This window comes from Pseudomonas sp. GW821-FHT09H03, assembly GCF_059415945.1.
Window position 1 is genome coordinate 35,958 of sequence record NZ_JBWKOF010000004.1, and the last position, 11,400, is coordinate 47,357.

The following is an 11,400-nucleotide window of genomic DNA, read 5'->3' on the forward strand; positions in this document are numbered from 1 at the left end:
AACGTTCCTTCACCTCAGTCAAACGCCCGGCAGCCCCTGCGCAAGAGTCACCTTTTGCACGATTCGTAAACACGGCCGCGCCATTCCCAACTTAACCCTCTACCTTAAAACAAACGTTTTATCGAAATGATGGCAGTTTGCTAGTTTTGTCGGTACGTTCATTCACGTAATCTGTACAACCTAGATAGTTTTCAGGCCGCGAATGGCATTCATTCCCGGTGGCAATCGCGAGAAGACTCATGCTCATCGGTAACTATTCACCCGCACTGGTTATCATTTCCCTCTGTGTAGCGATCCTGGCGTCATACACCGCACTTGATCTGTCCGGGCGTATCGCCACTGCCAAGGGCCGGGCTGCGCACTTATGGACGGTGGGCGGCGCGATTGCCATGGGCGTCGGGGTTTGGTCGATGCACTTTATCGGCATGCTCGCGTTCAAGCTCCCGATCCAACTGGGCTACGACATCCCCATTACGCTGCTGTCGTTGTTGATCGGCGTTCTTTCCTGCGGTTTCGCCCTATGGCTGGTCAGCCAGCCGCGACTGCCCGCCTGGCAACTGTCATTCGGTGCACTGGTCATGGGGGCCGGTATCTGTGCCATGCATTACACCGGCATGGCCGCGATGCGCATGCAACCGGGCATTGATTACGACCCGACGCTGTTCGGCGCATCGCTGATCATCGCGGTGGGCGCCTCGGGTGCGGCGCTGTGGATCGCCTTTCGCCTGCGCCAGCACGCACCTTACGTGCGTGTGATCCGTGCCGGTGCGGCGGTGATCATGGGTATCGCCATCGTCGGCATGCACTACACCGGCATGGCCGCGGCGCGCTTTGCCGACGGCAGCTTTTGCGGGGCGGCCGCCACCGGCCTGAATGGCAAGGGCCTGGATAACCTGGTGCTGATCACCACATTGGCGGTATTGAGCATTGCCTTGCTGACTTCGATCCTCGATGCGCGACTGGCCCGTACCGCGAGCCTTGCGCAGTCGCTGACCGTGGCAAACCGTGAACTGACCCAACTGGCCTCGCATGACACCTTGACCGGTCTGCCGAATCGTATGTTGCTCGCTGAGCGAATCGACCAGGCGATGGCGCGAGTGCAGGAGGAGGGCGGCTGCATTGCACTGATGTTCATCGACCTGGATGGCTTCAAACCGGTTAATGATGCCTTCGGGCACCACATGGGTGATCTATTGCTGCGCGAAGTCGCCCTGCGCCTGCGCGAGGATCTGCGCAGCAACGACACCCTGGCGCGTATCGGTGGCGATGAGTTCGTGCTACTGGTGCGACTGGCCAGACAGAATGACGCCTTGATTCTCGCCGCTCGACAGGTTGGTTTGATCGCTCGTTCGTTCCGGGTCAACGAACATGATTTGCAGATATCCGCCAGCATCGGGATCGCGCTCTATCCGGGCAATGGCCAGACCGCCCACGAATTGCTGACCAATGCCGATGCGGCGATGTATCAAGCCAAAGGCGCAGGTAAAAACGGCTACAGCTTTTTTGACGCTTCGATGAACAGTCTTGGGTGCGACCAGCCGCAATTGCAGCAAGACCTGAGTCATGCCGTGGAACAGCAACAATTGCGCCTGCATTACCAGCCCAGGTTCGATGCCTCCAGTGGCCGCCCGGTGGGTGGCGAGGCACTGTTGCGCTGGGAGCACCCGACCCAGGGCTTGCTGCTGGCGGACAAATTCATCGACCTGGCGCAAAAGCCCGGCCTGATCATTTCGATCGGCGAGTGGATGCTCAATGAAGCTTGCCAGCAGATGCGCCAGTGGTACCTGCTGGGACACACCGGGTGGCGCATTGCGGTGAATCTTTCGGCTATCGAATTTTGCCACGCAGGTCTGGTTCAAAGTGTTGCCAAAGCGCTGGCCACCCATCAGTTGCCGCCCAATTGCCTGACCCTGCAAATCACTGAGACCACCGCCATGAGCGATGCCGATGCAAGCATGGTGGTGCTGCAGGAACTGTCGCAAATGGGTATTGACCTGTGCATCAATGACTTTGGCTCCGGTTATTCGAGCCTTAAATACCTCAAGCGCCTGCCGGTCAACGAACTGAAGATCGACCGCAGCCTGGTCCTTGACCTGGAGCGCGACAGTGAGGACGCCGCCATTGTCTCGGCCATTGTCGCCCTCGGCCAGGCCCTGGGGTTGCGCATCGCCGCCGAAGGAGTGGAAACCGGATCGCAGCAGGATTTGCTGACCCGGCTCGGCTGCGAATCGCTGCAGGGTTGCCTGCTGGGACATCCGCTGCCGGCTGAGCGGTTCATGGTGGCAATTCATCGTGGGGAGCAGTTGGAGGCGGTTTGAGCCTGCGCGTAATCTTTCATCTCGGCCAAGCCTTGCTACAGGTGACCGCATTCCCATGCACGAGCGCGCATGCTCGCGATGGTGGTTAACTATGTCGCGGGGTGTCTGGTTCGCCGCGGTGGTCTTGAGTCCATCACGATCAGGCTCGCTTCAGGTTTTACATGGCCTGTAGCACCGAGGCTTGCCCGTGATGGCGTCAGCAGATGACATTGCTAGCGCCATGCAAAAACCTGAAATGGCGGTTATTCTTCCCCCGTACCGCTTAAGCGTTGATTGGGGAGAAAACTCACATGGATAAAGTCATCGTCATCACCGGCGGCAGCCGTGGTATCGGAGCCGCCACCGCGCTACTGGCTGCTGCGCAGGGCTACCGGATCTGCATCAACTATCTGGCCGACGAACAGGCGGCCCTTAGTGTGCTGGAGCAAGTGCGTGGCCTTGGCGCCCAGGCCATAGCCGTGCGGGCGGATGTCAGTATCGAAGACGAAGTCATCGCTTTGTTCAATCGCGTGGACAGTGAGCTGGGGCGGGTCACGGCGTTGGTGAACAACGCCGGCACTGTCGGGCAGAAGTCCCGGGTCGACGAAATGTCGGAATTTCGCATTCTCAAAATCCTCAAGACCAACGTCCTGGCGCCGGTACTTTGCGCCAAACACGCGATCCTGCGCATGTCGCCCAAGCACGGCGGGCAGGGCGGCAGCATCGTCAACGTGTCCTCGGTGGCCGCCCGCCTGGGCGCGCCGAACGAGTACGTCGACTATGCCGCATCCAAGGGCGCGCTGGACACCTTTACCATTGGCCTGTCCAAGGAAGTGGCGGGCGAGGGGATTCGGGTCAACGCAGTGCGTCCCGGTTACATCTATACCGATTTCCATGCACTGAGCGGTGATCCTGACCGGGTCAGCAAACTGGAGTCGGCGATCCCGATGGCGCGGGGTGGGCGTCCGGATGAAGTGGCCGAGGCGATTGTGTGGTTGCTGTCGGACAAGGCATCTTATGCGACGGGGACTTTTGTTGATCTGGGCGGTGGGCGGTAGGCAGACAACACCAAGCCTTCAGAAAGACCTGACTATCCTGCCCAAGGTCTCCATCGCCTTCTCGGCAGCCTCATCCCACGGGCTGCCATAATTCAACCGGATGCAATTGCTGAAACGCTGCGCCGGCGAAAAGATTGGCCCCGGCGCAATACTGATGCCCTGTGCCAGGGCCATCTGAAACAACTTCAGCGAATCCATCTGCGGCGGCAACTCCAGCCACAAAAAGTACCCGCCTGCTGGCTGGCTAACCCGCGTCTGTGCCGGGAAGTAGCGGGCGATGGCGGCAAGCATGGCGGTTTGCTGATCTTCCAGCGCTTGACGCAGTTTGCGCAGATGTCGGTCATATCCACCGTGCTGCAGATAATCGGCGATGGCAGCCTGGGCCGGCATCGAAGCGCACAGCGAAGTCATGAGCTTGAGCCGTTCGATCTTTTGCGCAAAGCGCCCGGCCGCAACCCAGCCAATGCGGTAACCCGGGGCCAGGCTTTTGGCGAACGAACCACAGTGCATCACCAATCCTTGGGTATCAAACGCCTTGGCCGGTTTGGGCGCCTGCTGGCCGTAATACAACTCGGCATAGACGTCGTCTTCGATCAGTGGCACCTGGTGGCTGCGCAAGAGCTCCACCAGTTCCTGTTTCTTCGCCTCGGGCATGGTCGCGCCCATGGGGTTCTGAAAGCTGGTCATGCACCAGCAGGCTTTGATTGGGTGCCGCTCCAGGGTTTGCGCGAGTATGCCGAGGTCGATGCCGTCGCGCGGGTGTACCGGGATTTCCACGGCCTTGAGTTTCAAGCGCTCGAGGATTTGCAGGCAGGCGTAGAAAGCCGGGGCTTCGATCGCCACCAGATCACCGGGTTGAGTCACCGCTTGCAGGCACAGGTTGAGTGCCTCCAGGGCGCCGTTGGTGATCAGCAGTTCTTCCATGGGCAGCATCAGGCCGCCGACCATGTAGCGCAGGGCGATCTGTCGGCGCAAGTGCGGGTTTCCCGGGGACATGTCGGTGACCACCATGCGCGGGTCCATATCCCGCGTGGCACTGGCCAGCGAGCGTGACAGCCGTTGCAGCGGAAACAGGGTCGGGCTGGGGAAGGCGGAACCGAAGGGCACGGTATTGGGGTCCTTGATCGAATCGAGCACCGAGAACACCAGTTCGCTGACGTCGACTTCAGTGGTTTCGCTGACCTGACTGCTGATCACCGGCTCGGAAAACGGCATCGGGGCATGGGCGTTGACGAAATAGCCGGAGCGCGGACGCGCACGGATCAGGCCGCGGCGCTCCAGCAGGTAGTAGGCCTGGAATACGGTGGAAGGGCTGACGCCGTAAGTCTGGCTGGCGTAGCGCACCGATGGTACGCGCTGGCCTGGGCCCAGGACGCCGCAGCGGATCAGTTCAGCGATGTCGTCGGCGAATTTTTCGTAGCGTTTCATCGGGGGGCCTTGTTGCCAGTTGTATTTGTGGTGCGTCAGGGGGAACTGCCCTCACCCTAACCCTCTCCCAGAGGGAGAGGGGACTGATCGTGGTGTTTGTCAGGAATACGGCGACCTGAATTATCCGGGCGAACTGGGGTTTAAAAAACCCTCACCCTAACCCTCTCCCAGAGGGAGAGGGAACTGATCGTGGTGTTTGTCCGGAATACGGCGACCTGAATTGTCCGGGCGAACTGGGGTTTAAAAAGCCCTCATCCTAACCCTCTCCCAGGGGTAGAGGGGACTGATCGTGGTGTTTGTCAGGAGTACGGCGACCTGAACTATTCAGGCGAACAAAGCTTTTGAAAACGCTGAAGATCGGCTCCCTTTCCCCTCGCCCCCTCTGGGGGAGAGGGATGGGCGGGCGGCGTTCCGATGAGGGGGTGGATTTTAGCCTCAACGATTCACCGGGGAAACAAACCGACTCTTCGCCACGCTGTAAATCTGCGGTTCGTCGCTGTCGATAACCTTGAAACTGATACTTTGCGAGCTGCTTCTCGGCCGTTCCGTGGTCATGGCCACCGACACCGGCACATCGACAATCTCCCCGGGAGCCAGGCTAAACCCGGTTTTGCCCTGCAACTCAAAGCCGTCGCCATCGACCAGTGTCAGCCGATAATCCTGGCGCTGCTGTGTCTTGTTGATCACCTTCAGGCTATAGATATTCTCGATCTGCCCCTGGCTGTTTTCCCGGAACAGGCCGCGGTCCTTGCTGACGTCCAGCGACACCATCGGGCGCTCGACCAGTGCGACGACCAGTGCAGCGATCATCACCAGCAACACGGCGCCATAGCCAATCAAACGCGGACGCAGCAGGTGGGTCTTGCCACCTTGCAACTGATGCTCGGAGGTGTAGCTGATCAGCCCGCGGGCATAGCCCATCTTGTCCATGATCGAGTCGCAGGCGTCGATGCACGCCGCACAACCTATGCATTCCATTTGCAAGCCGTCGCGGATGTCGATGCCGGTCGGGCAGACCTGCACGCACAGTTGGCAGTCGATGCAATCGCCGAGGCCGACTTCGGCGGGTTTGACTTCGCGTTTGCGCGGGCCTCGGTTTTCGCCACGGGCCACGTCGTAGGAAATGGTCAGGGTGTCTTTGTCGAACATCACGCTCTGGAACCGTGCATAGGGGCACATGTGCATGCACACCGCTTCGCGCAGCCAGCCGGCATTGATATAGGTGGCGCCGGTAAAAAACAGCACCCAGAACAGGCTTGCGCCGCTCATCTGCAGGGTCAGCAACTCTTCGGCGAGCGGGCGGATCGGTGTGAAATAGCCAACGAAGGTCAGGCCGGTCAGCAAGCTGATAGCCAGCCACAGCGTGTGTTTGGCCGAGCGGCGCATCAGCTTGTTCAGGCCCCAGGGCGCTGCTTGCAGTTTGATTCGCTGATTGCGTTCGCCTTCGGTGACTTTCTCGCACCACATGAAAATCCAGGTCCACGAACTCTGCGGGCAGGTGTAGCCGCACCAGACTCGGCCGGCAAACACCGTGATCGCGAACAGGCCGAACGCGGCGATGATCAACAGCGCCGAGAGCAGAATGAAATCCTGCGGCCAGAAGGTGGCCCCAAATATGTGGAATTTGCTTTCGCCAAGATCCCATAGCACAGCCTGACGGCCACCCCAATCGAGCCATACCGTGCCGAAAAACAGCAAAAACAGCAGGCCCGCGCCGCTGATGCGCAAGTTACGGTAAAGGCCGGTGAAACTGCGGGTGTGGATCAGGTTGTCGCTGGTTGCGGCCTTCTTTTTCGTGCGTAAAGGCTCATAGGTTTCAACGGTTCGGACGGGGATTCTCTCGCTCATGGTCTTTCGCTCATCAGCCTCCATCAGGCATGAGCACTATGGGCGGTGATCTGTTTGCATAACAGACTCAGGTAAAGCAATAAAAAGCGGATCAGATTGCCTTTGAACGCTTGCCTGCGGCAAGTTGAAGCACCTTTTACTAGCAAGTACAGACGCCTGTATCAGACGTCTGCGTCGGGTGTTGATCAAGGTCCGTCAAACCACCGAATCACCGTCCGTTTCCTTCAAGTGCCGGCGGCCATCCACTGCGCCTGCTACGGTCAATGCGTCGGCTTCAGCTTCGGTGATATAGATGCGCTGGCCGTTCAGATCCACCGCCGACATGGCTTTTTCTCCGTCGGTGATGATGGTCACATCGGGGCACAGGCGAATCTCTTCGCCATTTTCAGTGGTCAGGAAACAGGTCTGGTTTTCGATGCGCACGGTCATGGCGTGATCCTTTTTTTACAGGGGCCTGAAACATTAGGGCGTCAGCGCGGGTCATCGTTCTATGCAGCCGATTAATGGTCACTGCGATCACTCTCCAAGGCCCTCCATACAAGGACAACAACATGAACGCCTGGTGGCATGAAGTCTGGGCAACCCTGCAAGCGGAGTTCGCCGACATCGGCGATGCCTCACAGCTGACCCGGGTTACCGTGCGCCTGTTGACTGCTGCGTTGCTCGGCGGAATTCTCGGTTTCGAGCGTGAACACAAAGGCAAGGCTGCCGGGGTTCGTACCCACATGCTGGTAGCGATCGGTGCCGCATTGTTTGTGTTGGTCCCGCAGATGTCCGGCTCCCAGGCCGACGCCATGAGCCGGGTGATCCAGGGCGTCATCGCCGGCATCGGCTTCCTTTGCGCCGGCACCATCCTGAAAAACAACGAGGGCGACGAAAGCCACGTCCAGGGCCTGACCACCGCCGCCGGCCTGTGGATGACCGCCGCTATCGGTGTTTCGGCGGGGTTGGGCAGGGAAGCGACGGCGGTGCTCAGTACATTGTTGGCGTTGGGGGTTTTCAGTGTGATGCCGAGGATCGTGAAGATGCTCGACAAAAATCCGCCCGTGTAGGAACAGCCCTCGACAGCTCCTATACGGGCTAAACCATCACTGGTCAATGGTAGCGATTGTATTGTGAATGTGCGGTTAGTAGTTTGATTGTCGTTGCCAGTGTGCAGATAAAGAATAAGCTAATACAGCATGCGATAGACATGCTTTTAGCCGGGTCGTCGGTCATTAAATGTTTTGCGAGGCTTAGAGGGTTCGTCCAGCTTATAAAGTCTGTGATGTTGTTGGTGTCGGCGTCTGCCATGACCCCGGTTAGAACCAGGCATAATATTATGATAGCGGACAGTTCTCGAAAATGCCCTGTGCTTATGGGGAGAAATGTGATCAGTAAGCCGATACCGCAAAACATCAGAAAGCAAATGTATGAGCGTGCCACGATACTTGATAACTCTCCGAGTTCGAAGGCCCCGAAAGGCAGCTTTGTGGTCAGGTAAAAAATCAGGCAATAAAGGATTGATATTATCGAGTAGGCCACAAAATGGCTGATGATAAACGAAGCTTTTAATTTTTTACTGCAAAGGAAGCAGCGTATGAATACGCTTTCTCGACATTTCACAACATCAGATGAATATCCGGAGAGTGCAAGGCTTAATGAGATGTAGGCATAAAACCAGCCTGTCTCCAAGGCGTAATCACTTTGTAGGCGGCTTGTGTCTTGCGCGAAGATCGTCAACAAGCAGAACAAAGCGCAGGGTAATGCCAGAGCCCAGACAACAGTCGCGGGATCCTTTGTGCATTCTTTTATAAGTCGTATGGAACGCGGAAAAAATAACGGCGCTTTAGGGGTTCTCATTGCAAATCTCGCACTGATGGATTTTTTGTTGCTCCAGTGATTCAGTAGTCGAATGCGTGGAAGCTTGTTCGCGAGAAAGTGGGAGGCTTTTTGAAAGCTCATTTTTATTGAAATCGAATTGTCTGTGGTGTGCATGATCTTCCAGGTTTTTCAGGATCGAACTTTTTTCGATTTTCTCAGCAGGGTTTAACTTCGCTTGGAAGTATAAAAGCTCGTAGTTGTATATTTTCAAGGTCAGCCCAACCTTCAGTCCAATACTCATTGGGCGCATATGTAAGTGCGCGCTTTGTCCGACTTTTCATCAAGCTAAAAAAATCATGGCTGTACGCTCAGGGCGGGTGCTGGCCTATGTAAACTCATGCAACATATTTTCGTAAGAGGCAAAAGGGTGAAAAGTGCAGTACCAGATTGGTACTACAAAACGTTAGGAAAGGTCGCACGGATATTGAAAGTGGAATTAATTCCTACAGGGGCAGGTGTAGGAACTACCGAAAGCTACTCAAGCTTGCGGCGGTTCCTACTGGGAGTCATCGATCAACTGTCTTTAATTGGGCGCAACAATCACTGGCGGCATCGTTGTCGGTGGCTCTTCCCTGGGCGGCGGGACGGTGCCTGGAGGGTCCTGCTCCGGGACCGGTTGCGGATCGGTGGGGGGGATCACCGGGTCGTCGATGTTCGGGTCGGGTGTTTCGGCCGGGAATGGATTGGTCATGATTCGAGCCTCCAGTGGCACATGGCGTGAGTCGTGCTTAAGTTGGTTGACCACAACGGCAAGGATTTGATTCCGGCAATTTGCGCTGAACTTTTCCCGGCGCCAGCCGCTCGGAACCTAAGTGAGTCCATTACGGTGCACTCCGGCGGGGACTGACGACCAGACACAAGAGCGTCCTTGGGGCGTACAGGAGAGATGCTCGATGACGGCTGAAAAACCTGATGAGTTGAGCTACAACCCGCATATACCGCTGTCCCAGGCGCTGTTATTGCCGCGCATTGTCATTGAAAACATCATGCCGACCCTCGATGCCGGGCAGTTTGCCGTGAAGGCGGTGGCTGGGCGGGACGTGGTGGTGACGGCCAAGGTCTTTGCCGACGGCCACGACAAGTTGGCGGTGCGGGTGCGCTGGCGTGCCGAAGGCGAGGAAATCTGGCACAGCGAAAGACTGAGCGATCTGGGCAACAATGGCTGGCAGGGGCAGTTCAGGGTCCAAAGCCAAGGCCGATATCTGTACTGCATCGAAGCCTGGATCGACCAGTTCGCCAGTTTCCGTTATGAGTTGGAGAAGAAACACACTGCCGCTGTGCCGATCAGCCTGGAATTGCAGGAGGGCCGGCAACAGGTGCAACAAGCCGCCGAACGCGCTGAAGGGCAATTGAGCGAACAACTGGCAGCGTTGCACCATGAATTGTCCGGCCTGCTCGAAACCGAGCAGGTCGCCCTGTTTTTGCACCAGCGTAGCGCAGACCTGATGGCCCAGGCCGATCACCGGGCTTACTTGAGCCTCAGTCCCGAGTTCCCGGTGGACGTCGAGCGCCAATTGGCCGAGTTCGCCAGTTGGTATGAGTTGTTCCCCCGCTCAATCACCGATGACCCGGCGCGACACGGCACTTTCAATGACGTGCATTCGCGCCTGGCGATGATTCAGGACATGGGTTTCGATGTGCTGTATTTTCCGCCGATCCATCCTATCGGGCGCAGCTATCGCAAAGGCCCCAACAATTCCTTGACCGCCGGCCCTGATGATCCGGGCAGCCCCTATGCCATTGGCAGCGAAGAGGGTGGGCACGAGGCGATTCATGCGCAACTCGGTAGCCGCGAAGACTTCCGGCGCCTGGTGGCGGCAGCCGCGGCCCATGGGCTGGAAATCGCCCTGGATTTTGCCATTCAGTGTTCCCAGGATCACCCCTGGCTCAAGCAGCATCCCGGTTGGTTCAATTGGCGGCCCGACGGCACAATCAAATACGCTGAGAACCCGCCGAAGAAGTACCAGGACATCGTCAACGTCGACTTTTATGCGGCCGAGGCGATTCCCAGTCTGTGGGTTGAACTGCGCGACATCGTGGTCGGCTGGGTGCTGGAGGGCGTGAAGATTTTTCGCGTCGACAACCCCCACACCAAGCCGTTGCCGTTCTGGCAATGGCTGATCGCCGATGTGCGGGCTTTGTACCCCGAGGTGATCTTCCTCGCCGAAGCCTTTACCACTCCGGCGATGATGGCGCGCCTCGGCAAGGTCGGTTACTCCCAGAGCTACACCTACTTCACTTGGCGCAACACCAAGACCGAACTGGCGACCTATTTCACCGAGCTCAACGCGTCGCCGTGGCGCGAATGCTACCGGCCGAATTTTTTCGTCAATACGCCGGATATCAACCCGGGGTTCCTGCACGAATCCGGGCGTCCCGGTTTTCTCATTCGTGCGGCGCTGGCGGCCATGGGGTCGGGGCTGTGGGGCATGTACTCCGGTTTCGAGCTGTGCGAATCGGCGCCGGTGCCGGGCAAGGAGGAATACCTTGATTCGGAGAAGTACGAAATCCGCCCCCGGGACTTCAACGCTCCGGGCAACATCATTGCCGAAATCGCCCAACTCAACCGCATCCGCCGGCAGAACCCGGCGTTGCACACTCATCTGGGCTTGAAGGTCTACAACGCCTGGAACGACAACATTCTGTATTTCGGCAAACGCAGCGCCGATGGCAGCAATTTCATTTTAGTGGCGGTGAGCCTCGACCCGTACAACGTGCAGGAAGCCAACTTCGAGTTGCCGTTATGGGAAATGGGCTTGCCTGACGACGCCAGCACCCAGGGCGAAGACCTGATGAATGGCCATCGCTGGACCTGGCACGGCAAGTACCAGTTCATGCGGATCGACCCGGCTTATCAGCCGTTCGGAATCTGGAGGATTACCGCCTAGACCTCAAACCTGTGGGAG

The 11,400-nt window shown here is 57.8% G+C and carries 8 protein-coding genes; 4 read left to right on the forward strand and 4 right to left on the reverse strand.

The annotated features are described in order from the left end of the window. The first annotated feature begins 239 nt into the window (after positions 1-239). On the forward strand, positions 240-2,318 hold the full coding sequence (locus AC07OG_RS06910) for a putative bifunctional diguanylate cyclase/phosphodiesterase (protein ID WP_495066541.1): 2,079 nt from the start codon (positions 240-242) through the stop codon (positions 2,316-2,318). A gap of 290 nt (positions 2,319-2,608) precedes the next feature. Beyond that, positions 2,609-3,355 carry an SDR family oxidoreductase gene (locus AC07OG_RS06915; RefSeq protein ID WP_495066542.1) on the forward strand — a complete coding sequence of 249 codons (747 nt, stop codon included), beginning with the start codon at positions 2,609-2,611 and terminating at the stop codon, positions 3,353-3,355. Positions 3,356-3,373: 18 nt separating this feature from the next. On the opposite strand, the gene mapR is transcribed toward AC07OG_RS06915, so the two are convergent. The 3 genes from mapR to AC07OG_RS06930 all read right to left on the reverse strand — a co-directional run bounded on the left by mapR (position 3,374) and on the right by AC07OG_RS06930 (position 7,060). Beyond that, the gene (mapR, locus tag AC07OG_RS06920; RefSeq protein WP_495066543.1) at positions 3,374-4,783 is read right to left on the reverse strand and encodes a GntR family transcriptional regulator MpaR; all 1,410 of its coding nucleotides are present in this window, start codon (positions 4,781-4,783) and stop codon (positions 3,374-3,376) included. A gap of 435 nt (positions 4,784-5,218) precedes the next feature. Then, on the reverse strand, positions 5,219-6,631 hold the full coding sequence (gene ccoG / locus AC07OG_RS06925) for a cytochrome c oxidase accessory protein CcoG (RefSeq protein WP_495066544.1): 1,413 nt from the start codon (positions 6,629-6,631) through the stop codon (positions 5,219-5,221). Between the two features lie 195 nt (positions 6,632-6,826). Then, positions 6,827-7,060 (reverse strand): DUF3203 family protein, encoded by a 234-nt coding sequence (locus tag AC07OG_RS06930; protein ID WP_060542258.1) that lies wholly within the window; start codon positions 7,058-7,060, stop codon positions 6,827-6,829. Between the two features lie 122 nt (positions 7,061-7,182). On the opposite strand from AC07OG_RS06930, the gene AC07OG_RS06935 reads away from it, so the two are divergent. Next, entirely contained in the window at positions 7,183-7,683 is a 501-nt protein-coding gene (locus tag AC07OG_RS06935; RefSeq protein WP_495066545.1) for an MgtC/SapB family protein, read from the forward strand. A 1,334-nt stretch (positions 7,684-9,017) separates the two neighbouring features. On the opposite strand, the gene AC07OG_RS06940 is transcribed toward AC07OG_RS06935, so the two are convergent. Then, a complete protein-coding gene (locus tag AC07OG_RS06940) occupies positions 9,018-9,185 on the reverse strand; it encodes a hypothetical protein (protein ID WP_218423140.1) in 168 nt (55 codons plus the stop codon). Between the two features lie 202 nt (positions 9,186-9,387). On the opposite strand from AC07OG_RS06940, the gene AC07OG_RS06945 reads away from it, so the two are divergent. Beyond that, positions 9,388-11,382, forward strand: a complete 1,995-nt coding sequence (locus tag AC07OG_RS06945; protein ID WP_495066546.1) for an alpha-1,4-glucan--maltose-1-phosphate maltosyltransferase — start codon at positions 9,388-9,390, stop codon at positions 11,380-11,382. Positions 11,383-11,400: the final 18 nt, after the last annotated feature.

Excerpts from the sequence above, each read along its gene's own strand:
- AC07OG_RS06930 (WP_060542258.1), bottom strand. The coding sequence starts at position 7,060 with ATGACCGTGCGCATCGAAAACCAGACCTGTTTCCTGACCACTGAAAAT.
- mapR (WP_495066543.1), bottom strand. The coding sequence starts at position 4,783 with ATGAAACGCTACGAAAAATTCGCCGACGACATCGCTGAACTGATCCGC.
- AC07OG_RS06910 (WP_495066541.1), top strand. The coding sequence starts at position 240 with ATGCTCATCGGTAACTATTCACCCGCACTGGTTATCATTTCCCTCTGT.
- ccoG (WP_495066544.1), bottom strand. The coding sequence starts at position 6,631 with ATGAGCGAGAGAATCCCCGTCCGAACCGTTGAAACCTATGAGCCTTTA.
- AC07OG_RS06935 (WP_495066545.1), top strand. The coding sequence starts at position 7,183 with ATGAACGCCTGGTGGCATGAAGTCTGGGCAACCCTGCAAGCGGAGTTC.
- AC07OG_RS06915 (WP_495066542.1), top strand. The coding sequence starts at position 2,609 with ATGGATAAAGTCATCGTCATCACCGGCGGCAGCCGTGGTATCGGAGCC.
- AC07OG_RS06945 (WP_495066546.1), top strand. The coding sequence starts at position 9,388 with ATGACGGCTGAAAAACCTGATGAGTTGAGCTACAACCCGCATATACCG.
- AC07OG_RS06940 (WP_218423140.1), bottom strand. The coding sequence starts at position 9,185 with ATGACCAATCCATTCCCGGCCGAAACACCCGACCCGAACATCGACGAC.